Source organism: Alphaproteobacteria bacterium (genome assembly GCA_030680745.1).
Lineage (GTDB): Bacteria > Pseudomonadota > Alphaproteobacteria > JAUXUR01 > JAUXUR01 > JAUXUR01.
In genome coordinates this window covers 1-25845 of sequence record JAUXUR010000081.1, presented here as the reverse complement: position 1 = coordinate 25845, position 25845 = coordinate 1, and the positions used below count along the sequence as shown (strand labels likewise).

Annotated in this window: 18 protein-coding genes and 1 tRNA gene; 12 read left to right on the top strand and 7 right to left on the bottom strand. The window is 34.6% G+C overall.

The features are described from left to right. The first annotated feature begins 125 nt into the window (after positions 1-125). From Q8L85_10305 to Q8L85_10295, 3 genes are all read left to right on the top strand, one after another. Positions 126-524 carry a YbaK/EbsC family protein gene (locus tag Q8L85_10305; GenBank protein MDP1725076.1) on the top strand — a complete coding sequence of 133 codons (399 nt, stop codon included), beginning with the start codon at positions 126-128 and terminating at the stop codon, positions 522-524. Between the two features lies 1 nt (position 525). Then, a complete protein-coding gene (locus Q8L85_10300; GenBank protein MDP1725075.1) occupies positions 526-1608 on the top strand; it encodes a phosphotransferase in 1083 nt (360 codons plus the stop codon). Positions 1609-1709: 101 nt separating this feature from the next. After that, the gene (locus Q8L85_10295) at positions 1710-1928 is read left to right on the top strand and encodes a hypothetical protein (protein ID MDP1725074.1); all 219 of its coding nucleotides are present in this window, start codon (positions 1710-1712) and stop codon (positions 1926-1928) included. Positions 1929-2036: 108 nt separating this feature from the next. Here Q8L85_10295 and Q8L85_10290 read toward each other — a convergent pair whose 3' ends face one another. The 5 genes from Q8L85_10290 to groES all read right to left on the bottom strand — a co-directional run bounded on the left by Q8L85_10290 (position 2037) and on the right by groES (position 11355). Continuing rightward, on the bottom strand, positions 2037-5675 hold the full coding sequence (locus Q8L85_10290; GenBank protein ID MDP1725073.1) for an ankyrin repeat domain-containing protein: 3639 nt from the start codon (positions 5673-5675) through the stop codon (positions 2037-2039). 290 nt (positions 5676-5965) lie between these two features. Continuing rightward, entirely contained in the window at positions 5966-8125 is a 2160-nt protein-coding gene (locus tag Q8L85_10285) for a bifunctional (p)ppGpp synthetase/guanosine-3',5'-bis(diphosphate) 3'-pyrophosphohydrolase (protein MDP1725072.1), read from the bottom strand. A 344-nt stretch (positions 8126-8469) separates the two neighbouring features. Beyond that, positions 8470-9009, bottom strand: a complete 540-nt coding sequence (locus Q8L85_10280; GenBank protein ID MDP1725071.1) for a hypothetical protein — start codon at positions 9007-9009, stop codon at positions 8470-8472. Positions 9010-9357: 348 nt separating this feature from the next. Beyond that, on the bottom strand, positions 9358-11010 hold the full coding sequence (gene groL / locus Q8L85_10275) for a chaperonin GroEL (protein ID MDP1725070.1): 1653 nt from the start codon (positions 11008-11010) through the stop codon (positions 9358-9360). Between the two features lie 33 nt (positions 11011-11043). Beyond that, a complete protein-coding gene (gene groES, locus Q8L85_10270) occupies positions 11044-11355 on the bottom strand; it encodes a co-chaperone GroES (GenBank protein MDP1725069.1) in 312 nt (103 codons plus the stop codon). Positions 11356-11649: 294 nt separating this feature from the next. Between groES and Q8L85_10265 the strand changes: the two genes are divergently transcribed. From Q8L85_10265 to clpX, 6 genes are all read left to right on the top strand, one after another. Beyond that, on the top strand, positions 11650-12150 hold the full coding sequence (locus Q8L85_10265) for a hypothetical protein (GenBank protein ID MDP1725068.1): 501 nt from the start codon (positions 11650-11652) through the stop codon (positions 12148-12150). A gap of 572 nt (positions 12151-12722) precedes the next feature. Then, positions 12723-14171, top strand: coding sequence for a patatin-like phospholipase family protein (locus Q8L85_10260; GenBank protein ID MDP1725067.1), 1449 nt, complete (start codon positions 12723-12725; stop codon positions 14169-14171). Between the two features lie 104 nt (positions 14172-14275). Next, positions 14276-14361: transfer RNA gene (locus Q8L85_10255), tRNA-Leu, on the top strand. Between the two features lie 29 nt (positions 14362-14390). Next, on the top strand, positions 14391-15830 hold the full coding sequence (gene tig / locus Q8L85_10250; GenBank protein ID MDP1725066.1) for a trigger factor: 1440 nt from the start codon (positions 14391-14393) through the stop codon (positions 15828-15830). A gap of 105 nt (positions 15831-15935) precedes the next feature. Then, the gene (gene clpP, locus Q8L85_10245) at positions 15936-16592 is read left to right on the top strand and encodes an ATP-dependent Clp endopeptidase proteolytic subunit ClpP (protein MDP1725065.1); all 657 of its coding nucleotides are present in this window, start codon (positions 15936-15938) and stop codon (positions 16590-16592) included. Between the two features lie 237 nt (positions 16593-16829). Continuing rightward, positions 16830-18104 carry an ATP-dependent Clp protease ATP-binding subunit ClpX gene (gene clpX / locus Q8L85_10240; protein MDP1725064.1) on the top strand — a complete coding sequence of 425 codons (1275 nt, stop codon included), beginning with the start codon at positions 16830-16832 and terminating at the stop codon, positions 18102-18104. 478 nt (positions 18105-18582) lie between these two features. Here the strand turns inward: clpX and Q8L85_10235 are convergent, their stop codons facing one another. Together Q8L85_10235 and Q8L85_10230 are read right to left on the bottom strand one after the other, a co-directional pair. Further along, the gene (locus tag Q8L85_10235; protein MDP1725063.1) at positions 18583-19119 is read right to left on the bottom strand and encodes a hypothetical protein; all 537 of its coding nucleotides are present in this window, start codon (positions 19117-19119) and stop codon (positions 18583-18585) included. Positions 19120-19143: 24 nt separating this feature from the next. Continuing rightward, complete coding sequence (locus tag Q8L85_10230) at positions 19144-19860, bottom strand: hypothetical protein (GenBank protein ID MDP1725062.1); 717 nt, start codon at positions 19858-19860, stop codon at positions 19144-19146. A gap of 304 nt (positions 19861-20164) precedes the next feature. Between Q8L85_10230 and Q8L85_10225 the strand changes: the two genes are divergently transcribed. From Q8L85_10225 to Q8L85_10215, 3 genes are all read left to right on the top strand, one after another. Next, complete coding sequence (locus Q8L85_10225) at positions 20165-22909, top strand: autotransporter domain-containing protein (protein MDP1725061.1); 2745 nt, start codon at positions 20165-20167, stop codon at positions 22907-22909. A 100-nt stretch (positions 22910-23009) separates the two neighbouring features. Continuing rightward, positions 23010-23090 carry an ATP-binding cassette domain-containing protein gene (locus Q8L85_10220; protein MDP1725060.1) on the top strand — a complete coding sequence of 27 codons (81 nt, stop codon included), beginning with the start codon at positions 23010-23012 and terminating at the stop codon, positions 23088-23090. A gap of 318 nt (positions 23091-23408) precedes the next feature. Continuing rightward, positions 23409-25820 (top strand): autotransporter domain-containing protein, encoded by a 2412-nt coding sequence (locus Q8L85_10215; protein ID MDP1725059.1) that lies wholly within the window; start codon positions 23409-23411, stop codon positions 25818-25820. Positions 25821-25845 lie beyond the last annotated feature (25 nt).

Sequence of the window (25845 nt, the reverse complement as noted above, 5' to 3'; positions counted from 1 at the left end):
AAACTACCGTTTTTAGCCGATGACCTTTGGTCGCTTTTTGAACCAAAAATTTCTAAGGTAAAACAATTATCTGTCGAAATTTTCGGCATCAAAAATCACCTTAAATCTCATGCCTAAAAATCGGCATTTCCAAATCATTTGGGTATAGTAAAAATCTTTTTTTAAAAGATAAAAAGAAAAACTATGTGTTGTTATCCGTTTTGGATACAAAAAGAGTTGATCTGACCGCATTTTCAAAATCATACGGCAAAGGGCGTTTTTCATTTGCCAGCGATGAAGATTTGATGTATTTTCTTGGGGTTATCCCAGGTTCAGTTACACCTTATGGGTTACTTAATGATATTGCGCGTAATGTTACATTTTATTTGGATCAAGATTTTTTAAAAAGTGATCATGTTAATTTTCATCCTTTACGGAACGATATGACTTTAAATGTTTCGACGTACGATTTTTTAAAATTTTGTGAGATTGTTAATCATCCGCCTATTTGTGTTGAAATTATTGAAAAAATAGAAAGTACTTAAAATGAACATATTTAATTTTTGGTCAATATTAAAAAAATTATCATTTTGTATTTTGATTAGCATTACTCTTCCATCATGTACTCAAAAAAATAAAATTCCTATAGACCAAAGATCCAGTCAAGAATTAATGATAATTGAAAAATTAAAATCTATTTTTTCTGTTCCTCATGATCAAAAAGTAAAGATTAAAAAAATTACAGAAGGCCGTTCTGATTCAGCAATTTATAAAGCATTTTTAAACGAAAAAAATTATATTGTTAGAATGTTAAGCCCTGAAAGAGCCTTAAATGAACGTAAATGGGAAGTTGAATTAGTACAAAAAACAGCAGATAAAAATATTTCGCCGCATGTTTATTATGTTTCACCCGATTATCAAATGATTATTATGGATTGTATCGATGGTGAAAAATTTTACGGATCCATTGCACGAAATCCACTTTTATTGAAATCACTTGCTCAAAAATTACGTATTCTTCATTCAATGCCAGTATCACCTTTGATGCCTAAAATCTCAATACTCGAAAAGAACTTTTTTGTTAAAACCGAAGCGGTAGAATATCAAGAAGTATTAAAAACTTTTAGAAGCCTAGAAAAGGAGTTTCTTGAAAATTCTGATCTTGCGATCACGCATACAGATGTACATCCAGGCAATTTAATTGCAGATCAAAAAGATGTATGGATTATTGATTGGCAGGACGCAGGTCTTTATGGTCCATTATTTGATCTTGCTCGTTTTGCTTCGATTTTTAAATTACCAATAAAAGACGAAGATTTTTTTATAAAAGCTTATTTTGGTCGGGAGATGTCATTTAATGAAAAAATAAATTATCTACGAGCTAAAAAAATGGCTTATATTAGAAATATTGATACGTTAATTTCATTGTATATAAAAAAGATTGATAAAAAAGATCTAGCTATAAAACAATTATTCATTGACTCAAAAAAAGATTTTTCTTTGGAAGAAAAAATACTCATTAAATCTATTTTAAATAGTAATTTTAATGTAATAATGGATGAAATTGTAAATTCTCATAATTTAAAAATTCTTATTTTATATTTAATAAAAAAATATCGTAAATTGTAAAATTTAATTCTATTTAGTTTGTATGTATTATTTAGCAATAATACTTTTTTAATAATTTTTATTATAGAATAAAGTATAAATACTTATGATGGAGTTAAAAAATGAAAAGATCTGTATATGTTTTTCTACTTTCATTGGTCGTAATGCCCGTTTGGGGTGAGGCCCAAGATAAAAATACTCAAGATATACCAAAAGAAATACGCGTGACGCAGATAACGCCGCTTCTGTCGTGGCATCAAAACGATGCATTGCTTAAATTGAAAGAAAAATATGTGCCTGAGAGAAAAACACTAAAAGGTGATGTGAAGGTTACCAATTAGAGTGTGATGATCATTCAGGAGCATCACCACCCCTGATGTGCTTATTCGTAGCATAATAGGTAGTGCTGATGGGTTGGTGTGAAATGTTAGCGGCTCTGGTTAGATATATTATTTAAGAATGTCGCTCCATTTTCTGCCATATTTATTGGTAGAATTAGCATCTGCACCTTTGCTAATAAGATATGAAGCGATTTTACCATCCGAACTTGAAAGATAATTAAGTGGTGTTTTGCCTTCGTTATCCATTGCATTAAGGTTTATCATTTTATGATCGGCTAGAAGTTTTATGAAGTCTGTGTGACTCAAAGGGCTTTTACATGATTTATGCAAAAGTGTACTGCCTTCATTGTCTTTTTCGTTTGGTGAAAACCCATTATCAAGAAGATATGTAAACAATTTTTTTTTCGCCTCGCTGACATAATCTGTTTCATTGAGAATTGTGCTAAATAGATTGTTTCCTTCAAGATCACTTAATGTGAGGTCTGCATTATATTCAAGAAGCAAGGAAAGTCGTTTAATTTCTTGTTCATCGTTAAAATAAGAATCTGAATTAAAATGTTTCAAAATAGCTGTTTTACCTTTTGAGTTTTGAACATTTACATCAATACCAAGATCCAAAATTTCTTTTATTTTGTTTAAATCTTTATGACTGATTAATTCATAAAGGATCGTTTCGCCTTCTGCATTAACTGCGTTAATATCGGCATTTTTTTTGAGTAATGCATTTAAAATCAATATACTTCTTTGATAGGCATCCATATAAGGTATATTCTGTTCGTTTTGTTCAAGATTAATAATATTATTATCTTCAACATTTTTTTTAGCAGGAAAATAGGCTGTTTCGAAATCAAGCATAAGAAGAGGTGTTTGACCTAATTTGTTACGTATGTTGACGTCTGCATTCATTGTTAACAAATAACTAACAATATCAGGTTGTTGAGATATAACAGCAATGTGTAAAGCTGTATTATCATCTATATCTTGCGCATTAAGATTGGCACCATTTTGTAGAAATAAATTAACAATATTAAGAAGTTCTTCAATAGCATTTGTACGATTTTTTGTAGCGTTATCTATAAGACAATGAAGTGGTGTTTTCATTTGATTGTCCACTTCATTTATGTTTGCGCCTTGATCAATCAAATAATTAATAATTTGAGGTTTTCCAAATTGAATAGCTATGTGTAAAGGTGTATTGCCATGCATATCTTTTTGATTAATATCAAATTTTTTCTCTTCAACAAGAAGTTTAACAAAATTAAGTCGTCCTATTAGTGATGCGAGGTGTAAAACACTTCCACCTTCATTATCCAATTCATTAATATTTGCGCCTTTATCTACTAAATAGCGAAAAGGGATATCTGAGCTATATTGAACAAAGTGCATTAACGCAGTTTTACCTTTAGGATCTTTTGTATCCAAGGAAATGCCTTGATCTATTATTAAATCAATCAAGAATTTAATATTATTGAAATGTGCATAGTGTTCCCAGGGGCTATAATTATGTAGGGTTTTAATTTTAGCGCCCATTCTTTGTAGTTGTTGTAAACATAAAGTGTTATCGCTGCGCGAATTTGCGCAAGTATAAAGAAGTCTTGTTCCATTTTTATCTATGTATTCTGATGATGGATTGAAATAGTCAATTAAATATTGGTGGCCATGATTTACAGCCACGTGGATGAGGTCTTCGTTATGATAAGTAACTGGTTTATAGATTATGCTTGAATCTTGATCACATAACCATTGAATCATAGGAAGATGATTTTCTTTAGTTGCATAATAATGTGCGTTGGCTTCGATATTATCAGCAATGCTATAATTTTTAAGAAGATTAAAAAGCGCATGTTCTGCAGCAAAAGAAAGTAAAGATTCTTTATTCATAGGTACAAAATTGGGAATATAATTTTTCCAATCAAGTTCTGGATAATAAAAACTATCTATACCATTTTCGTAAAAATGGAGCAAAGTATATATTATTTTTTGGGTAAAGGGATCTTCTACGAAAAGACTTCTCCCTATAATTTGTGGGATATGGCTATAAAGATTTTGCCAGCGATTACCTAAAATAAGATCAATAGCTTTTGCAGCTTCTAGCGTTACGCTTAAATTCATATGATAGATTTCAGACGCATTTTTTATTGCATGAAAGGCATTTGTTTGTGTTTTCATCCATCCACTTATTAAAAATGGTGTTTTATCCCAAGAAACTTGTTTAAGCCAATTGGATGCATTTATTTTTGCTGGCCTAAAACTAAAAGAATCCTGTGAAAATCTCCATTGAAAAAAATCTTTCTGGTTAAGTGTGAAATCAACTGCGCTAAACACTTCCTTTATTTCTTTTTTTTGTTCGATTTTCCAATCTAAAATTGCTTCTGATCTTGAAAAAAGGGCTGTAAGACGATCAATTTTAAATGTTGTTACTTTCAGCATCTCTTCCTTATTATTAGGAAATTTTTGTTCCAATTCTTGATCTGGGATAAGTTTTTCAAGAACGTTTAACATGTTGATAAGTCCTATTCCTTGGACATTACACAATTGTTCATTTCGATAAGTAATTTTTAAAGAGGGATCTGTATCTTTTTTGTTGAGGTTTGAGATAAGTTGACTCCAGTCATATTGCGCATCTCTATTGGCTGAAGATCCTATCGTGCTAAAATTTAAAAAATATTTTTTAAGTTTTTGCCAATTTTCTGATAATGCACCATTAATTTTTTTTTCAGTTTCTTCAATATAAGCAGGGTTAATGATGCCCCGATCACCCCAAACATAATAAAAGAAATTAAGAAGACTTGTTTCGCCACAATTTGGATATGGGATATTTTTATTATTATGGTTATAGAAAGTGGTGACATAGGTCAAAGGTTTAGGGAGTTTTTCTTCAAAATAAATATTACCTAATGAAACGCGAATTAACTTTTCGTTGTTGATGCCTTTTTCAAATTTTGGATCATTCAATAAGCTTTCTTTAAGTTTGTTGTAATCTTCTTCTGAAAATTTTGAATCAAGTATTATCACATTAAAAATCCAAGGAAATTTATTGTAAATTTCTTGGCTGTTGTCAGCAATATTCAGCGCAAAAGCAAATAATGATTGTATAACAATATGTTCTGGATATTTTGATTTATGAATATTGTTTTTTTCTTCTATTACGGCATTTGTAAGAATAAGAGCAAATTGATCACGAAGAAGGTTGAATTTTGTTTTGCGCGAACCGCTTCTATCATTTTTGGTACGCGTTTTATCAAGGATATTTATTATTGATGTTTTAAAATTATTTTCATCGATGGTTGTTTCTTGACCTTTGATATCTTTTCCTGTTTTGAATAAAATAACTTGTTCTAAAATATCGTTAATTAAGTCTAATTTTTTTTGATGACCGATATAGCCAAGTGGGTCGTTATCACGTTGATTGAAAGCTAAAATTTGTCCATTGGGTGTTGGAAATAAATATTGCATAAGCCCAGAAATGGCATCTTGAGGTGCATTGAGTTTAAGCGTATCTTGGCGTACATTAAAAGCAGAATGGGCTTTAAATTGAGGATGTTCCGCTGAGGAAAAATGACCAAATAAGCGCATATTTTTAATAATATTGGATTGTAACGCAATTTCAGCCCAAGCAGGCGATATATCTTTATATTCTTTTTTTGTATTTTGGTAAAAATCAAAACATTGCTCAGGTGGGACGCGTGCTATTGATATGTTTGAACATAATGAAAATAAGGAAATGAACAACGTAATTTTTTTCATGATGAAATCTTTCAATTTTATATTTAAGTAATTTATATGTCAATGAATCTGACGTTATCAAGTTATGTGTTATTATTCAAGTAAAATATAAATTGATGAAATATGTATTAATATATTGTTAATTAAATAAAAGTATTTTTTTATATGAAATTAAGTGACTATACCCAAATTGTTTCGAAATGTGGGTAGAAAGATGAGTGGTGAAGCACGCGGAGTGTACCTTTTTGTACATGAGCATGATGAATCCCGAAATCTGACGACCTCCACAGTTTGAAACAAGAGTGGTAATATTATCCTCTAGCGCGTTCAACGCTATGAATCACAGGACTCGCCCGCAAGGCAGCCATTAGAATATTGAATTGCCGCAAATCTTCGACCTCAACATCGACGATCATTTCGAAGAAATCGCTTTTGCGATTGGTGAATTTGACATTGTTAATATTGACATTGTTTTTGCCGATGATGGTTGTAACTGACGCTAGGCTATTGGGTCTATTGGAAATAATAAGGTAAAGACGGCCCACAAATTTTTCTGATTTATACGATTCATCCCACGCGACATCAAGCCATCTATCTGTTTCATTTGCAAATTTTTCAAGGGTCTCGCAATCAATGGTATGAATGGTGACACCTTTGCCGGTGCTTACAATCCCAACGATCCGGTCGCCGGGAAGGGGGTGGCAACAACCAGCATAATGGACGGCCATTCCTGGGATTAACCCTTTAAGGGGGATTGCATATTTTGATGTTTGGCGTTCTTTGGGGTGAATATGCGCTAGCTTTTCTTCTTCTGAAAGTATGGCATCTTTTTTGTCTGGGAAAACGGCATGCAATACTTCTTTGGCGGAAAGATTATTCTCGCCTATGGTGAAATATAAATCATCGAGTGATTTTTGAGAAAATTGAGGTAATATTTCTTCGACTGATTTTTCCGAAAAAGGAAGATTGGCGTGTTTAAAAGCGCGAATTAGAATAGAATGACCAAGCTCAACAAATTGTTTTCTATTTTCATTACGAATATAACGCCTAATCGTTGCTTTTGCTTTGCCGGTAATAACAAATTTTTCCCAATCAGGGGAGGGTGTTTGTGTTTTAGATGTGATAATTTCAATTTGATCACCATTATGTAAAACTGTTTTAAGAGGTAAAAGGCGACCATTAATGCGCGCGCCGACACAACGTTTACCAATTTCAGAATGGACGGCGAAAGCAAAATCAACAGGCGTTGATCCTTTGGGAAGGGCAATTAAATCGCCTTTGGGGGAGAAGCAAAAAACTTGATCTTGAAACATTTCCATACGAGTGTGCTCAAGAAATTCTTCAGCACCTGATGCTTCTTCCAAAATATTGATAAGTTCTTGAAGCCAGCGATATTGTTTACCTTCTAATTGCCATTTGCTATCTTTGTCATTATCGTCCGATTTATAGCGCCAATGCGCTGCAACCCCCCATTCAGAAATTTCATGCATTTCTTGTGTGCGGATTTGTACTTCAATGCGATGTTGCTCAGGACCAATGATCGAGGTATGAATAGATTGGTATCCATTGGGTTTAGGGGTGCTGATGTAATCTTTGAAGCGTCCTGGCAAAACGGGAAATTGGCTGTGAATAACGCCTAAGGCTTTGTAGCATTCTTCGATAGAAGGCACAATAATTCGGAACGCAATGATGTCACACAATTCTTCAAACGCAATATTTTTGTGCTGTGTTTTTTTCCAAATCGAAAAAGGTGATTTTTCACGTCCAAAAACATTTGTATGAACATCACTTTTATTCATCACATCTTGTAAGGATTGAATAATACGCGGAATAAGATTTTCACCTTTCTCGCGTAAATAGCTTAATCTTTTGATAATTGAGTCGCGTGCTTCTGGATTTGTTTGTGCAAACGCTAAATCTTCAAGTTCATCTTTTATTTGGTGTATACCGATGCGTTCGGCGAGCGGCGCATAAATTTCAAATGTTTCAACAGCAATTTTTTTTCTTTTTTCGGGATCCTGCTTGTGATGCAGGGTGCGCATATTGTGCAAACGATCGGCAAGTTTCACGAGTAATACACGGATATCTTCGGACATCGCGAGCACAAGTTTTCTAAAGTTTTCAGCTTGTCTCGATTTATCAGAAGGTAATTCAATTCGGGATAATTTTGTAACACCGTCCACAAGGCGTGCTATTTCTTTGCCAAACTGACGTTCAATATCCTCAACAGTGTAGCTAGTATCTTCAACAATATCGTGAAGGAGGGCAGTAATAATGGTTGCTGAATCAAGTTTCAAATCGGCGAGAATACCTGCAACTTCTAAAGGATGCGAAAAATAGGGATCACCAGAGGCACGCAATTGTGCCCCATGCGCTTGCATTGAAAAAACATAAGCTCTATTGAGTAAATCCTCATCTGCCTTTTTATCGTAAGAGAGAACCCGCTCGACCAATTCGTATTGCCGGATCATACGCATGCCTTAATGTGTGAGTTTAGGCTTCTTTTGAAACGCGCTGTTGTGAGACGAGTGGTAGGCGCTTCGGCGCAGGTTCCTTCGTGTATTCTTCATACATGAGGATCTGAGCACTGAAGCGACATATCAGTCGGCCACAGCAGTAGAGTTTAGAAACAAGTCTATTGTTTATTCTAGCTTTTTAATAATGATCTAGCAAATTTATTATTAATGGTTACGTTTTAGGTGCATGGTAAATTGAAATAAAAATCGTATGCACTCTTCTACACGCCGCGGCTTGGCTGCGAGCCCATGAAGGTTCTTAAGAAAATATCGATCTAGTCAACAGAACTAGCATTCTTTTAATTGCCAATTAACACATTGATCTCATTCAAATCTTTTTGGCATTTACTTTTAAAATTTTGCAAATTTGTAGCACTGCTTGCTTCTAAAAATTCTATACCACCGCTTTTTGTAGGAGTGTCCTTACCTAATGAAAGAAGTTGATTTTCATTTTCTTTGTACATATCTTTTGTGCTCAAGTAAACTTTTTCTACACTAAGCCAGGAATCGCTTTCTTTTTGATAATACTTATTGAACGCTTCTATTTTTTTCTTAACATCTTCTTTTTTTTCTTCTGCTTTAGCTTTTTCAGTGGAAGATAATTTTTGTGTTAAAGCACCTAAAACAGAGCCGCCGGTTTTGACGGATGATCTTAATGAGCCAGGAACCCATTGGTCAAACTTCTCTTTAGTGGTTGTAAAATCTTTTGCACATGTAGCAATAACATTTCTAATTTCTGAAATATGGGTTGTTGATAATGCCGCGTAGACGTCACTTTGGATCAGATTAAAAACACTAAAAAATACGAAATTTAAAAATAATAACCGAAAATTAACCATTTGATCCTCCTGAGAATTATTATTCTTCTTTATATTCAGTATATATCATAATGTTATTAATTGTCACTTTTTAAAAGGCATAGTGAAATAACTTCAAATTGATACATCGTCAAACCTTCCTCATGTAGGAGGAGACTACACATCGCGCGTCATTCCTTGTCTGAATCTAAAGTTATTTCACTATAATAAAAAACCCCAAGAAGATTTCTCTTCTTGGGGTTAGCGCGTAGATCGTAGTTTGGTAGGTAATACTAATTCACGAATTTAAAACACGAGGCGCAAAGAGAGAAGTGTATTTTTTATACACGATTCGACGCGCAACGACGTAGTTTATTTCGTGGGTTAAAATTAGAAGCCCATACCGCCCATGCCACCCATACCGCCCATATCACCAGCAGGACCATGTGAATGGCCTTTTTGTTCTGGTTTTTCAGCGATCATGGCTTCAGTTGTAATCATCAAACCAGCGATAGAAGCTGCATCTTGAAGTGCGACGCGAACAACTTTAGTTGGATCGATAATACCGGATTTGATCATGTCGGTGTATTCACCCAATTGAGCATCATAACCGTGGTTTGTATCTTTGCTTTCAAGCAATTTACCAACAACAACAGCACCTGATTTACCAGAATTTTCAACAATCTGAGTTACTGGCGCAACAAGTGCACGACGGATGATGTCAACACCAACGCGTTGATCTTCATTGATTGTTTTGATGTTATCAAGAATACGTGTTGCGTGAAGTAATGTTACGCCACCACCAGGGACAACGCCTTCTTCAACCGCTGCACGTGTTGCATTTAATGCATCATCGATACGATCTTTACGTTCTTTAACTTCAACTTCAGTTGCTCCACCAACGCGGATAACGGCAACGCCACCAGCGAGTTTTGCTAAACGTTCTTGAAGTTTTTCACGGTCATAATCTGAAGAAGATTCTTCGGATTGAGCGCGAATTTGTGCGCAACGTGCTTCAAGATCAGCTTTTTTACCAGCGCCTTCAACGATTGTTGTATCGTCTTTAGTAATGCTGACTTTTTTAGCTGTACCCAACATGGAGATATTAACTGTTTCAAGTTTAATACCAAGATCTTCACTGATAACTTGTGCGCCAGTAAGGATAGCCAAATCTTCGAGCATTGCTTTACGACGATCACCAAAACCAGGTGCCTTAACAGCAGCAATTTTGAGTCCGCCACGAAGTTTGTTCACAACGAGTGTTGCAAGTGCTTCACCTTCAACGTCTTCAGCAATAATTAAAAGCGGACGACCTGATTGGACGACAGTTTCTAACAATGGAAGAAGGGGTTGTAATCCAGACAATTTTTTCTCATGAATGAGAATGAATGGATTTTCGAGTGTGCAAAGCATTTTTTCAGCATTGGTGACGAAATAAGGCGAAATGTAACCGCGGTCAAATTGCATACCTTCAACAACGTCAAGTTCTGTTTCGAAGCTTTTGTTTTCTTCAACAGTGATAACGCCTTCTTTACCAACTTTTTCCATGGCTTTAGCAATCATTTCACCGATTGATTTTTCGCCATTGGCAGAAATTGTTGCAACTTGTGCAATTTCAGCGCTTGTTGACACTTTTTTGGATTGTTTTTTAATGTGCGCAATAACTTCCGTTACAGCAAGATCAATACCGCGTTTAAGATCCATTGGATTTAAACCAGCAGCAACAGCTTTAGAACCTTCACGAACAATTGCTTGTGCAAGAACGGTCGCAGTTGTTGTACCATCACCAGCGATGTCATTAGTTTTAACAGCAACTTCACGAAGAAGCTGTGCGCCCATATTTTCAAAATTATCTGAAAGTTCGATTTCTTTAGCAACAGTCACGCCATCTTTTGTTGTGCGTGGTGAACCAAAAGATTTGCTGATCACAACGTTACGACCACGTGGTCCTAATGTGACTTTGACGGCGTCGGCAAGAATGTCAACACCACGAAGCATACGCTCACGAGCGTCTGAGCTAAAACGTACTTCTTTAGCAGCCATATTAAATGTCTCCTTGATTTTATTAATGATTAATTAAGCAGCTTTTGATTTAGAGCTATTTTCGATAACACCCATAATATCGGATTCTTTCATAATTAAGAATTCGTTACCATCGATTTTAACTTCCGTACCAGCCCATTTACCGAAAAGGATACGATCGCCTGCTTTAACGTCTAAAGGAATAATTTTTCCATCATCATTACGAAGGCCTGTGCCTACAGCGATGACTTCGCCTTCCATTGGTTTTTCTTTAGCTGTATCAGGAATAATGATACCGCCTTTTGATTTTTGTTCTGCTTCTAAGACCTTGATTAATACGCGGTCATGTAACGGTCTAATACTCATTTAAGCTCTCCGTTTAATTGCTTACCGATTTGTTTTTAATTCTGGATTAGATATAAGCGCCTATTTTAGCATGTCAACACTTTCAGGAATTATTTTTTTAATTTTTGGGTGTGTCTTGTCTTGGGGGTATGGTCTTTAATCGTTGGGTTTGTTTGAAAAGGTATCTTAAAAAATAAAAAACCCAGTATTTTTTACGGGTATTTTTTTTAAAAATAATTTGATATGTTTTTATTCGAACATTAAATAATAAAGTTTAATGTAGTAAATTAATCTATTAAATAGAAAGAAACTAAAATGAGAAAACTTAAAATAGCACTTTGTTTTGTAGCAACCTTTTCTTGCTTTAATGCAAATGCAACTAAAGAATTTGATCAGGCATTTTTACTCCTTGAAAGTCTTGATATATCAGATAACAATTCAATTATAATCGAAAAAAGAGAGAAAATACACGAAAAATTGGATGTTCTAAACACGTTAGCAGAAGAGATCTCGGGTCTCATTAAAATGAATTGTAGTAAAGACTTAGAGCGCCTAAAGACCTTACAGGAAGATTCAGAAATGAATTATGAAAGAGGTATTACGATTATACAGACTGCAAGAAATCATTTAAAAATGATTTCTGAAAAAGGCGATGCGATGTATGAATTTGTAAAAGAAAAAATTAATTCATCCGACCAATCACTATTTTATGATTTAAAAATCAATCACTTAACAGAATGTATAGAGGGTTTAACTTCTGCACAAAAAGAAGCAATTGAATACAAAAAATTAGCAGAAGCAAAGTTAAACAGCTAATAGCAAATACACCGAAAGTGTTTCTAAATCTTGGATTGGCTTGAGTTCTTTGGGCTATAGCCTGTCCAGGGAAATATAAAGATGTTGATTGATTTGAGGATGTCTATCAATTGAATCAGCATCTTCTTTTAAAGATCAAGATGTTGAAGATGCACATAAATCTTATAACACAACTCATTAGTCATTTTTTCTAAAACATTTAAGTCTATCAGATAATAAATAGAAATTATCAAAGTTGATTGTGATATGTTGTTTTTTTTCCTAATACAAGAACTGATACTTTGTTAAGTTTTACTTAAAATTTTCTCACTAAGAAAGGATAGCTTATTAAGTTTTCTTAGTCAATCTCACTAAGAAAAGATAATCTGTTAAGTTTACTTAGTAAAGTTTACAAAGAAAAAATACGTATGGTGTAGAAGCTTGAGCTAAATTATCCTAATATAATGTAAAATAAGTATAATTGTTTTTCATTGATTAACAAGACATTCTGTCGTAGAATTAAATTGTAACAAAATAATAAATCATCATATTTTATCGCAATAAAATAACAATACTTAACTGGAGGATGTGCCATGAAATCTTCTTGTCGCTACTTTTTGCCTTTTTATTTAACTTTTTTTATGAATGCATCTTTTTCAAATGAAGTATTTGGAAAATTTGAAATAATTGAGGAGAAAAAAAGTGCTGCTGATAAAGACGTGCTTCTTGATTCTGCTCATGTGAATGCGTTTAAATTAGAAGAGGTTGGTATAGAAAAAAGTAAATCCTCTTCTGTTGATTTATCAGAAATTTCTTCACCCGAATTATCAAAAAAAAATCGTGTTAAGCATCGAAAAATATTTTTGCTTTCCCTGGATGGTGGTGCCATTCGCGGCATTGTGCATGCACATGTTTTAGCGCATTTAGAAAAATTATTAAATATGCCAATTGTTAAAGTTTTTAGCGGTGTGGCAGGTGCTTCAACAGGCGCTATTGTTGCACTCGGCATTGGAATTCCAAATCCTGAAAGGGCTGGGTACCCGCTTTATTCTGCAGAAGAAGTACAAAATATGTATTTGACTGAACGTGAACATATATTCGAAAAACAAAGTTTATCCAAAAGATTGAGGGCTGGAGAGGGCGCTTTTAGACCGAAATATGCACCAATAGGAATAGAGGAAACATTTGAAAAATATTACAATGATTATCAATTGTCTGATTTGTTGATTCCAACTTCAGTGCCTGTTACTGAAATTTCAGAAGGGAAGGGTGCTTCTATAATGTCTAGCCTGAAGGCACGAAGGAAAGCATCGCGTGATTACTTAATTGGTGATGTTGCAAGAGCTACGAGTGCGGCGCCAGGGTTCTTTCCTTCAAAAGAAATCTTGAAGGATGCAACAGGTAGCGATAGTGAGACATCATTGAATTTTTGGGATGGGGGTATGTTTGCGAATAATCCATCTGAAATAGTGTTGTTGGAAGCACAAAAGGCTTTTCCGCATGCGAAATTAAGTGATTTTGTGTTACTTTCTATAGGTACTGGTGAGAAAAAAATTAAAATAAGCCAAAAAGAGAGCCAAGAAATTGGTTATGTTAATGGTGGTCATAAAATGGTGCGTACTATTTTAGGTGCCCAAAAATCATGGGTTGATAAAAAGCTAAAATCAGTGTTGGGTCAAAATTACATTAGATTGCAGGTTGATCTTGGTGAAGCGGGTCATAAACATGATGATGTTTCAATAGATTATCTTGAAGCTCTTTATTTTGCGAGTGAACAAATGATAGAGGAGTCACACGACAAGATAATGTATTTAAAAGATTTGTGGGATAGTCAGAAATCTAAGAAAAAAAGTGCATATGAGTATTTTACTGAACTTCAAATGTTGATTTCAATCAAAGATTCTATACCGTTGTCAAATAAGCGCGCTTTGCATGCAATTTATGAGGATTATTGTGTGGAGCATAAATTGAATCCTAATAATGATGGAAGTGTGCGAAAAATGATCAGGCATATTAAAAATCAAGCTAGCTTAGCAAGCTAAACCTAAATTTTTTTCTCATCTGGGCTATTTTAATCGAATTATTTAGAGATAGCCCTTCCTTTTTGAAGCGTTTTCGTATAAATCTATAAATACACATTTAGTTCGCGGACGTGGTGAAATTGGTAGACACGCCAGATTTAGGTTCTGGTGGACTTAGTCTGTGGGGGTTCGAGTCCCTTCGTCCGCACCATTAACTTTGATGCATAAAGGAATAGCAGCGTGAGTGGTTTAAAAGAATCTTTGACTGTAACCTTGGAAAAAAATGAAGGTTTAGAAAGAATTTTTAAAGCAATTATTTCGGCCAACTATATTTCCCAGAAAATACAGCAAAATTTAGGGTCCTTAGCGGCTTCTATTCAAATGCCGGGTTTTAGACCAGGACGTGTGCCGACTGATCTTGTAGAGCGCCGTTACGGTTCACAAGTATTGTCCGAAGTGCTTGAAGAAGTTGTAAATGAAGCATGTGATTCGCTTATTCGCGACCAAAAAATTCGTCCAGCCTTACAACCAAATGTAAAAGTTGAGTCTTTCGAAAAAGAAAAAGATCTTGTGATTTCTATTTCAACGGAGATATTGCCAGAAGTTAATCTCATTGATTTCAGCGTATTAGAATTTGAAAAACTTGTAGCAGAACCTGTTGAAAAGCAAATCTTAGAGCAAATCGAATTAGAGGCAGCTAAAGCAAGTAATATTACAGATGTAACTGATACTAAAGAAGAGTCGCGTGATGGTGATTTTGTCTTTGGTAAAACAAGTGCAGCATTAGATGGTGTTGATCTTCCAGAGCTTAAAAACAATGAAAATGTTTTTTATTTAGATGCGACACGTACAAATTTAGATGCTTATAATAATATCAAAGGCATGAAAATTGGTGAATCTAAAACTTTTAAAATGACGCTTGATGAAAAAGTTGCTGATAAAAAACTCAGTGGTAAAGTCGTTGATTACACATTTACGCTTGAAAAAATAAAACGTCTTGATAAACGTGAAATCAATGATGCTTTAGCTGAAGAATTTGGATTTGAGTCTCTTGCTGCTTGGAAAGAAGAAACGAAATCTTATTTAAGTGATCGTTATTCCAAGGTTGCACGTGAAGTGATGAAACATGATTTGCTTCATAAGCTTGAAGAAAATCATCAAATGGAATTGCCAAAAAGTTTAATTGAGCTTGAATATCAAGCTGTTATTAAAGAGATTCTTAAAGAACGTGGCATTGAACCCAAAGAACACACGCACGTTCATGATGATGGTACTGTTTGTGATACTGATCATAACCATGATCATGAAAGCGCTAATCATAATGATCTTCACGAACAAGCAAAATTAAGTGACGAAGATCAAAAAAAATATCGTGATCTTGCTTGCAAGCGCGTCAAAGTTGGTCTTATCCTTGCTGAGGTAAGTCTTGCTAAAGAAATTAAAATTACTGATGCTGAATTGCGTCGTGCACTCAGCCGTCTTGCCACTCAATATCCTGGCAATGAAAAGAAGGTAATTGAGTTTTATACAAAGAATCAAGAAGCGTTAAATCGTCTTCGTGCACCTTTGTTGGAAGAAAAAGTTGTTGATTACATCTTGGCAATGGCCAAAATTTCTGACAAAAATATAACATATGATTTGTTGATTAAAGCACAAGAAGATGCTGACAATCATTGTTAAGAAGAACGGGCATTGTTAATAAAAGTAAGTTAGTGTTAACTAATAGTCTTAGATTGTTAGTTAACAGCCTGATATTGTTTAGTAAAGTACCTGGGAGGGTGTGAAATGAAGTATTTTTCGTATGACCATATTATGAATAATTTGGTGCCTATGGTTGTTGAGCGTACAAATCGTGGCGAAAGGTCGTATGATATTTATTCGCGCCTTCTTAAAGAACGTATTATCTTTATAACAGGGCAAGTTGAAGACAATATGGCTGCTTTGGTTTGCGCGCAGCTTCTTTTCCTCGAATCTGAAAATCCAGAAAAAGATATATCCATTTATATCAATTCACCTGGTGGTGTAGCAACGGCAGGTCTTGCAATGTATGATACAATGCAATATGTAAGTCCAGACGTAAGCACTTTATGTGTGGGTCAGGCTTGTTCTGCAGGTTCGTTATTGTTGACAGGTGGTGCTAAAGGCAAACGATTTGTTCTGCCAAATGCACGTGTTATGATTCACCAACCGCATGGTGGCGCACAAGGTCAGGCAACGGATATTCAAATTCAAGCACGTGAAATTGTCGCGTTGCGCGATCGTTTAACAGACATTTATGCACATCACACAGGTCAGGCTCGTGAAAAAATAGCATTGGCTCTTGAGCGTGATAATTTTATGTCCGGTGAACAAGCTAAAGACTTTGGTTTGATTGATAGTGTTGTTGAAAAACGCGTTTTACCAATAGAACCCATTAAAAAAATTGCTGAAATTGCACGATAGGTAAGATTAAAGTCTTGCCATGAGCGCAAAGTCAGTGTTGAATAATAGATAAGGGTGGGATAACGCACCTCTTAAAGTTGAATTTGATCTTAACTTATTATTCCTGTTTCAGGTGTAAGTTGTAAGTATAGGGGTTGCTCTCTAAAAACGAGTTAAGGTCAATAAGACGTAACTGAAATTGCTTTAAGGTTTTTCGATTTAAGATTGAAAAATTCAGATATTTTAAGGTGGGGAAGTATGAGTAAATCATCAACGACAAGCGGACATGATCCAAAAAATACTCTTTATTGTTCTTTTTGTGGAAAAAGCCAACATGAAGTCCGCAAACTCATAGCAGGTCCAACCGTTTTTATTTGCGATGAATGCGTTGAGCTTTGTATGGATATTATTAGGGAAGAAAATAGAACTTCTCTCGTGAAATCTAATGGCGAAGTGCCTAGACCAGGCGAAATTCAAAAAGTTCTCGATGATTATGTTATCGGCCAAGAACATGCAAAGCGTGTGCTTTCAGTAGCTGTTCATAATCATTACAAACGGTTAAGCCAACTTTCAAAAAATAGTGATGTTGAGCTAACAAAATCTAATATTATGCTTATTGGACCAACTGGTTGTGGTAAAACGCTTTTAGCGCAAACACTTGCACGTATTTTAGATGTACCTTTTACGATGGCAGATGCAACAACATTGACAGAAGCAGGTTATGTTGGTGAAGATGTTGAAAACATCATTTTGAAATTGCTACAAGCTGCTGATTATAATGTGGAACGTGCACAACGCGGTATCGTTTATATTGATGAAGTTGATAAGATTTCACGTAAATCTGACAATCCTTCAATAACACGCGATGTATCAGGTGAAGGTGTTCAACAAGCACTTTTGAAAATTATGGAAGGTACGGTTGCTTCTGTTCCACCACAAGGTGGACGTAAACATCCGCAACAGGAATTTTTACAAGTCGACACGACAAATATTCTTTTCATTTGTGGTGGTGCTTTTTCAGGGCTTGAAAAAATTATCTCTCAACGTTTTAAAGGAACCTCCATTGGTTTTGGTGCGAATGTAAGGCGTCAAGATGAGCGTCGAACAGGTGAAGTTCTTCGTGAGATTGAGCCAGAAGATTTGTTGAAATTTGGTTTGATTCCAGAATTTATTGGTCGTTTGCCAGTGATTGCAACGCTCGATGATTTGGATGAAAAAGCATTGATTGAGATTTTGACATCGCCTAAAAATGCTTTGGTGCGTCAATATCAACGTCTTTTCGAAATGGAAAATGTTCAACTTGAATTTTCTGAGGATGCACTTATATCTGTTGCGCAACGCGCTATTAAGCGTAAAACAGGTGCGCGTGGCCTTCGATCGATCATGGAAAGCATTCTTCTGGAAACAATGTTTGAAATCCCTGGTCTTGAAGGGGTAACAGAAGTTGTTATCAATAAGGATGTTGTGGAATCAAGTGCTAAACCAATCTACATTTATGGTGAAGCACGTAAAGATGCTACTAAAGGCGCTTAGTGCTTTTTAGTTAGACTTTTTGACCCCTTGTAATTTGTTTTACAAGGGGTTTTTTCATATACCACTCTTGTTTCAAATTGTGGAAGTCGTCAGATTTCGGGATTCTGCATGCTTATGTACAAAAGGCCAATCTACGGGACGAAAAATGAAATTAAGCTCATTTTTCAACTATCCCGCTCTCACACTCCGCAATTTATTTCTAAGAAGTGAAAACAATTTTTTACCAAAAGCCCTCCAAAAGAAGAGTTTTTTTACCTCTCCCCTTGTGGGAGAGGTCGTGACCAAAGGGAGCGGGTGAGGGGTATTTTACAATTTTGGAGAGATGAGTATTTGTTTGGCAATGCTAAAATTATTGCATGATGGTGTTGTTCTTTGTAAACGCTTTGATACCCCTCACCCGTCGCTGCGCGCCGACCTCTCCCACAAAGGGGAGAGGTGAAACCGAAGCAATTATATTTTTTGTCTCGTAGATTGAGTATTATTCTAATAATATTGATGTAATCACGAAGGGTCCATTAATAGGATCTCCGTGATAGCCAATATTCAATTCTATTTTTTCTTGTGTGGCTAAGTTCAAAACAGAATTCGTGCTACCGGCAGGTATTTCTATTTGATCGAATGTCTCATAAGGATATGCGTTATAGGATATTTCTAATGCGTGTATTTTCCAATTTTCTGGAATATCTAGTTGTGTTTCAGCCTCATCTTCCATCGTTAAATTATAATTTATTGCGTTCGTGAATTGGCGTTTCCAATCATTTTCATTGTTTATTTCTAAATTTTTTATAGGATTGAGTTGTTTTATTATGATTTTCCCATTTTGATTTATAAATTTAAGAAAAACTTTTCGAATGGAATGTCTTTTAAGAAATTCATTCTTACTGTTTGTATTTAATTTTCGTATAAGGGATCCAAATTCATCTTGAAGATTAGTCGTTTTAAATTTAACTATGACGGCGTTTGTTAAAGATGAAAAAATTAAATTAAGTATAATTGATGCTTTAAATATTTTCATTTTTAATTTCTGAAATATATGTATTTACTTTTTATGTGATCTGCGTTGTTTTGTATAAATAGCACCACCTATTATTAAGCGATTTAATCCCTTTAGATTGAGCCATAAGTTTTTAATGTCACTCGTACTTAATATGTCTTTATCGACTGACAATTCTTTTAAATGTGGTGATTTTTGGTGGATATTCATAATTTCTTGTTTTTTCAATGGATTTGAAGAAATATCTAAATGGGTAATGATTTCAGTTAAGAAATTAAGTGCGGAAAGATTGTTACCACAAAGATATAGTTTTTTAAGTTTTTTACAATGGGTAATTATTTCACAATGGTAGCCTAAATTACATCCATTGAGATTAAGCGTTTCAATATAATCTTTGAATTTGTCGATAAGATATAATGAAGTTTCGTTTTTAATTTGTGATGGTTCAATAATAAGTTCTTTAATATATGGGAATAATACCGGTAAAAATTTAAGATGTTGATCTTCATAGTATGTTTTTTTTGTCATGATTTTAAGTGTATTAACGTTGTTATAAGGTGTAATCCAGAAATCGGGAATATCATCCCATAATGTGTATTCGCATTTAACATTATCATAGTTATTTGGTGTTAGACTGAAAGATGTTAATGCATATCGTTCATCAAAATCTGCATCTGAAAATTCTGTAGTAGGGTTGGTGTCTATAGTAGCATTAAGGTCTAAGCTTGTAAGTGATAAAGCAAATATAATTATTTTTTTCAATGAGATCTCCCTTTATGTGACTATATGCGTTGCGCCAAATTCGAACATGATATAAAAACAATGCGCTTCATGCAAGGAAAGTTTTTACTTATATTTAGCGCAGTGCAACATTTTATTTTATAAACTCTGCTTTTCTTCTAATTTTTTCTTGATTCAATTTTCAATCGTTGCAAAATATCATCTATATTTCAGTTGAAAATTGTTGGATAAAATTTAGGAGGTTGATTCAATCTTAAATTATAGGGTAATGTATTCTTACTGGAAACGAAAATATTAAACTGGATAAAGCTCATAAGGATGTCAGATGACTGTTTTTAAAACGGCCGGCTATTTTGTTGTTTCAACATTGCTCGTTTTATCTTCTCTTTTAAAATCATCAAAATCAAATGCTAAGGCCCAACCATCTCGTTTTTCGCGTGTGATCAGTTTTGGCGATAGTTTAAGTGATGCTGGAAATTGTGCAAAGTTTAATTCGGATGTTAATCAAAAAGGGAATTTGCCTGGGAGAGCATCTAATGGAACATTGTGGGTAGAAAATATTTTTTCGAATTTGCCACGTGAAAATTATGCTTATATGTCAGCAGGCTCATCAAGGTCTTTAGATGTGTTGACAGATGAAGGAAAACCAGTTGGTTCTACGAAGTCAGTTTTAGGATTAGGCCATCAGTATGATTTATTCCGTTATGGCGTAGATTTGAACAAGAGGATAGAGCTAAAACATCAAATATCGAATAATGTCATTGTAGGCTTACAAAGCAAGATAGAAAATTTGCGGAAAACTCGCCCCGTGCTTATTGTGCCTGAAGAAGCAAAAAAGCAAATTAATCAAGAACTATATGATAAAAGATTGAATTTTTTGAAAGATCTTATTTATAGAGCGCCAAACCCAGTGGATGTTAATAAAATTAACGAAGCATTTGTAAAATTTTCTGAATTATATCCTGCTTATCTTAAAGCTTCTGAAGAACTAGATCTGTATGATGTAGGTTCTGCTGAATATAATCAAATAAATTCAACTAAAGTAAACAGACTAAGAAATCAAGCTAGTAATCCTGTTAGCGATATTTTATCTGCTTATTTGCCAAGGTATGTGGATTGCAGGACTAGAGCAGATTATGCAGTTCGAACTGCATTACAAAAAAAATTAAGAGAAGATTTGGAAGATCTTGCCAATCCTTTGTTGGAAAAAAGAAAAAAATTAAATGAACCCCAAGATGAGAATGAAAAAAAAATAATTGAAGAAATTGATGCTGAAATAAAGATAATTAATGATGAAATAAAAAAACAAGATTCAGTTGAACGCATTAATGCTGATATTGAAGATGAGCTCGCTAATTTACATAAAACACATGCGCCACGTTCGCTTGACCCAAATGCACTTTATACAGTTTGGATTGGTATGAATGATTTAAGGGGATTAAAATATTTAAAAGATGAGGGTGTGACTGTTACAGAAGAAATGGGGCTACAAATAGCACGTGATACAGTTACGAACGTTAAAAGTTTCGTGAATAATCTTATTGCAGGTGGTGCTAAATTCATTGTTGTTGCGAATTTACCTACTGCTTTTAAAAATCCAAAATATACAGAGCTTGAATTAGAAGAAAGCGAACGCTTAATTAAATATCATAATATTCAATTGCATCAAGAATTGGTCGCCATTGCGTCGCAGAATAAAAGTGTAAATATTATACCAATTGATATGGGGGCAGTGGGTGATGAAATTTTTAAAAATCCAGAAAAATTTGGTATAACAAATGTAACTGATTATTGTCGTAAAAGTGGAACAAATATTTGTGCTGATCCTGAATCATATTTATTTTGGGATAAATATGGCCATTTAACACGTAAAGGGAACGAACTTTTAGGACAATATGTTGAGGAAATAATCGGCGGGTCGTATAACGTTGTACCGCAAATGAATGCGACAGAAGCGTCTGCAAAAGCTGCGTCTAAAAATGTTAATAATCGTCTTTTTGCATTACGTGGCGCTAATCGCCCTTTATTTGATTCTGCGTCAAGTCTTGTTGAATCACATTTTCAGCAGGTTGATTCTCCTGATGGTAGTGATATTGCCTCTATCATGATGACATCAGATGGTGTTGGTACTGCTTTGCCTGAAATGAAGAAAAATCGTTTTGTGCGTCGTGCGCAAGCGCCAATTTATGGCGCGTCCAAGAAAAATTATTTCCCAAGTTTAAGTTCTGATGCTTCAATGGGTAAATTTGGTATTTTTGCAGCGGGTGATCTTCATCTAGGCAATCAACGTAATACAGAAGAATCAACGGGATATAGACATAGCACTAAAACAATTACAATTGGGGGGGATTATAAATTTGCCGATTATTTCCTCGCCGGTATTGCGATGAGCTATATTAAAAGTGACGTAAGGCTTAAAGATCATAAAGGAAGCATCGATATTAATGGATATGCATTTTCACTTTATGATAGTTTAAAATGGCGTCAATTTTATCTTGATACGGTATTCACCTATGGTTGGAATCAAAATAAGATTCGTAATAATATTGTTTCGTTTAAACGTACAGGCATTGGTGAGCCATTGGGACGTCATTGGTCAGTGGGTGGACTTGCTGGTTACGATTTCAAACTTGGTAATTTATATTTTGGACCAACAGCTGGTATGGCTTATGGTGATGCACGCATTCATAAATATAAAGAAGAGGGTGCTGGTGTTTTTAATAGGGTTGTTGGTAAACAAAGATCATCGACGGCTGTTTCAACTTTGGGTGGTCATATATCGTATAAAATGAATACGTTTATTGGTGAGGTAACACCGCAAATACGCTCAAGTTATGATCATGAATTTATTGATCGCAGTCGAATTGTTGTAACAGAGCTTGCTTCAATGCCCGGAATACCTTATTCCATACCAGTTAAAAATAATGACCATAATTATGGTCGTATTGGTGGTGGACTCAATATAAGGTTTAAAAATGATTTGTCGATAGATTTAAATTACGAAACAATTTTTGCGCGTCGAAAAGCACGCGATCATTTTATTTTTGGCAAACTTAGGTTTGTATTTTAAACTAGGGGCACGGCCCTAAATTGGGGCATATTATGTTTCGTATTAAAGATCTCTCATATTGTATAGGTGGTCGTCCTCTTTTTGAAGACGCTGTCTGTATATTTCAGAAGGCCATCATGTTGGTCTTATCGGGCGTAACGGCGCTGGGAAAACAACACTTTTTAAATTAATAATATATTAAGGTTTCTTTTATGTGCATAATATGGATAATACTCATTAAAAAGAAAATATTGTCACAAAAATTATATTAAGTATTCATATCTTACCATATCTATATGAATGATATGGTCACGGGAAGTGGGTAAGAGTGATGATAAAAGTCAATAGATTCTGAATTCCTTATTCAATCGAATTTTAAAGCGTTGTAAAATAACATCTATATTTCAGTTGAAAAATTTTAGATTAAATTTAGGTGGTTGATTCAATCTTAAATTATAGGGTAATGTATTGTTACTGGAAACGAATATATTAAACTGGATAAAGTTCATAAGGATGTCAGATGACTGTTTTTAAAACGGCCGGCTATTTTGTTGTTTCAACATTACTCGTTCTATCTTCTCTTTTAAAATCATCAAAATCAAATGCTAAGGCTCAACCATCTCGTTTTTCGCGTGTTATTAGTTTTGGCGATAGTTTGAGTGATTCTGGGAATTATGAAGGGTTAACTGGTCGCTTATCAGTAAAGGGAAATTTACCGGGTAGGGTTAGCAATGGACCTGTTTGGGTTGAAAATATTTATTCGAATTTGCCACGCGAAAATTATGCTTATATTGGAGCTCTTTCAACAAAAACGTTAGATTCTGTAAGAGAAGCTTCTTTTAGAGCAAATGGAGCTGTAGGTTTAGGGCACCAATGGAATATACATCGATATCATCCTGATTTTAAAATAAGTAGTACGGCAGCTCGGATAACTTATATTTCAAATAGATGTGACGATCTTATGAAGCCTTTAAACGAAGAGTTAAATAAGATAAAAAATAAAAAAAAGAATTTTAAGTGGAATAGCCCTGAATATAAAGCATTGGTGGCTGAGGAAAAAGCAATAAACAAAGAACTTGGTGCATTGTTTGAAACACCTGAAATGAAAGCATTAAATGAAGAAAGAATGATTTTTGAAAATAGATTTTTAGAAATTAAAAAACAAAATAAGAATAAAAAAGATATTGAAATTGCTTCTGACATTATTGAAGAAGAACTTAACGCTTTACCTCAATCTTATGCACCACGCTCTCTTGATCCTAAAGCCCTTTATACAGTCTGGGTGGGGATGAATGATTTGCGACATTTAAAAGATTTAAAAAAGAATAAGATACACGTTTCAGAAGAAAGGGGACTTCAAACAGCCCGTGATGTGGTTGCTAATGTTAAAAGTTTCGTGAACAATCTTATTGTAGGTGGTGCTAAATTTATTGTTGTGGCGAGTTTACCAACTATTTTTAAAGATTCCAAAGATCCCGTGGAACAAGATGAAAGTGATCGTTTGATTAAATATCATAATATTCAATTACATCAAGAATTGGTACAGATTGCATCACAGAATAAATCTGTAAATATTATACCAATTGATATGGGGGCAGTGGGTGACGAAATTTTAAACAATCCAGCTTCTTTTGGTCTAACAAATGTTAAAGATTATTGTGAAAAAAATGGCAAAATCTGCGCTGATCCTGAATCTTATTTATTTTGGGATAAACATGGTCATTTAACGCGTAAAGGTAATGAACTTTTAGCGCAATATGTTGAAGAAATTATTGGCGGATCGTATCACGTTGTACCGCAAATGAATGCGACAGAAGCTTCCGCAAAAGCGGCCTCTAAAAATGTTAATAATCGTCTTTTTGCATTACGTGGTATGAATCATCCTTTATTTGATTCTGCGTCAAGTCTTGTTGAATCACATTTTCAGCAGGCGGATTCTCCAGATGGTAGCGATATTGCCTCTATCATGATGACATCAGATGGTGTTGGTACTGCCTTGCCTGAAATGAAGAAAAATCGTTTTGTACGACGTGCGCAAGCGCCAAATTACGGTGCATCTAAGAAAAATTATTTCCCAAGTTTAAGTTCTGATGCGTCAATGGGTAAATTTGGTATTTTTGCAGCGGGTGATCTTCATCTGGGCAATCAACGTAATACTGAAGAATCAACGGGATATAGACATAGCACTAAAACAATTACAATTGGGGGGGATTATAAATTTGCCGATTATTTCCTCGCCGGCATTGCGATGAGTTATATCAAAAGTGATGTAAGACTTAAAGACCATAAAGGAAGCATCGATATTAATGGATATGCGTTTTCGCTTTATGATAGTTTGAAATGGCGTCAATTTTATTTAGACACTGTGTTCACTTATGGTTGGAACCAAAATAAGATTCGCCGTAATATTGTTTCGTTTAAACGTACAGCTACTGGTGAGCCATTAGGACGTCATTGGTCTGTGGGTGGACTTGCTGGTTATGATTTCAAACTTGGTAATTTATATTTTGGACCAACAGCTGGTCTGGCTTATGGTGATGCACGTATTCATAATTATCAAGAAGGTGACGCTGGTGTTTTCAATATGATTGTTGGCAAACAAAGATCATCGACGGCTGTTTCAACCTTGGGTGGCCATATATCGTATAAAATGAATACGTTTATTGGCGAGGTAACACCGCAAATACGCTCAAGTTATGATCATGAATTTATTGATCGCAGTCGAATTGTTGTAACAGAGCTTGCTTCAATGCCCGGAATACCTTATTCTATACCAGTTCAAAATAATGATCATAATTATGGTCGTATTGGTGGTGGGATCAATATAAGGTTTAAAAATGTTTTGTCGATAGATTTAAATTACGAAACTATTTTTGCGCGTCGAAAAGCACGCGATCTTTTTATTTTTGGCAAACTTAGGTTTGTATTTTAAGTTAGGGGCGCGCCCCTAAATTAGG

Excerpts from the sequence above, each read along its gene's own strand:
- clpP (MDP1725065.1), top strand. The coding sequence starts at position 15,936 with ATGAAGTATTTTTCGTATGACCATATTATGAATAATTTGGTGCCTATG.
- Q8L85_10295 (MDP1725074.1), top strand. The coding sequence starts at position 1,710 with ATGAAAAGATCTGTATATGTTTTTCTACTTTCATTGGTCGTAATGCCC.
- groL (MDP1725070.1), bottom strand. The coding sequence starts at position 11,010 with ATGGCTGCTAAAGAAGTACGTTTTAGCTCAGACGCTCGTGAGCGTATG.
- Q8L85_10285 (MDP1725072.1), bottom strand. The coding sequence starts at position 8,125 with ATGATCCGGCAATACGAATTGGTCGAGCGGGTTCTCTCTTACGATAAA.
- Q8L85_10290 (MDP1725073.1), bottom strand. The coding sequence starts at position 5,675 with ATGAAAAAAATTACGTTGTTCATTTCCTTATTTTCATTATGTTCAAAC.
- groES (MDP1725069.1), bottom strand. The coding sequence starts at position 11,355 with ATGAGTATTAGACCGTTACATGACCGCGTATTAATCAAGGTCTTAGAA.
- Q8L85_10265 (MDP1725068.1), top strand. The coding sequence starts at position 11,650 with ATGAGAAAACTTAAAATAGCACTTTGTTTTGTAGCAACCTTTTCTTGC.
- Q8L85_10215 (MDP1725059.1), top strand. The coding sequence starts at position 23,409 with ATGACTGTTTTTAAAACGGCCGGCTATTTTGTTGTTTCAACATTACTC.
- Q8L85_10225 (MDP1725061.1), top strand. The coding sequence starts at position 20,165 with ATGACTGTTTTTAAAACGGCCGGCTATTTTGTTGTTTCAACATTGCTC.
- Q8L85_10260 (MDP1725067.1), top strand. The coding sequence starts at position 12,723 with ATGAAATCTTCTTGTCGCTACTTTTTGCCTTTTTATTTAACTTTTTTT.
- Q8L85_10235 (MDP1725063.1), bottom strand. The coding sequence starts at position 19,119 with ATGAAAATATTTAAAGCATCAATTATACTTAATTTAATTTTTTCATCT.
- Q8L85_10300 (MDP1725075.1), top strand. The coding sequence starts at position 526 with ATGAACATATTTAATTTTTGGTCAATATTAAAAAAATTATCATTTTGT.
- clpX (MDP1725064.1), top strand. The coding sequence starts at position 16,830 with ATGAGTAAATCATCAACGACAAGCGGACATGATCCAAAAAATACTCTT.
- Q8L85_10280 (MDP1725071.1), bottom strand. The coding sequence starts at position 9,009 with ATGGTTAATTTTCGGTTATTATTTTTAAATTTCGTATTTTTTAGTGTT.